This window comes from Pseudoneobacillus rhizolycopersici, from assembly GCF_054786815.1.
In genome coordinates this window covers 1-235 of record NZ_JBTOOE010000238.1, presented here as the reverse complement: position 1 = coordinate 235, position 235 = coordinate 1, and the positions used below count along the sequence as shown (strand labels likewise).

General features: G+C 48.5%; 1 protein-coding gene. It reads left to right on the top strand.

From position 1 onward, the window contains the following. Positions 1–41: 41 nt before the first annotated feature. Positions 42–235 (top strand): hypothetical protein (locus ACX9YW_RS23580; protein WP_460351239.1); only part of this gene is annotated, 194 nt, incomplete at its 3' end.

The following is a 235-nucleotide window of genomic DNA, read 5'->3' as shown; positions in this document are numbered from 1 at the left end:
AGGTTTTAGAAGGCTTCCTTGAAGGACAGGATGGGAGGGCGATGTATCTACCCATGAGCCGGTTACTTTCGCAGGAGCCGAATCTGCCTCCTGAGTGGTACTACGAAGCTCTGCCCAACTTCAGTATTTGTACTGGATATCCACCTGCCCTTATAGGGATAACTTCCCTTCTTTTTAACCTCTCTGGTTCCACGGCAGAAGAACTAGCTGCCTTTGTGCCGGCTGTATTTTTTAT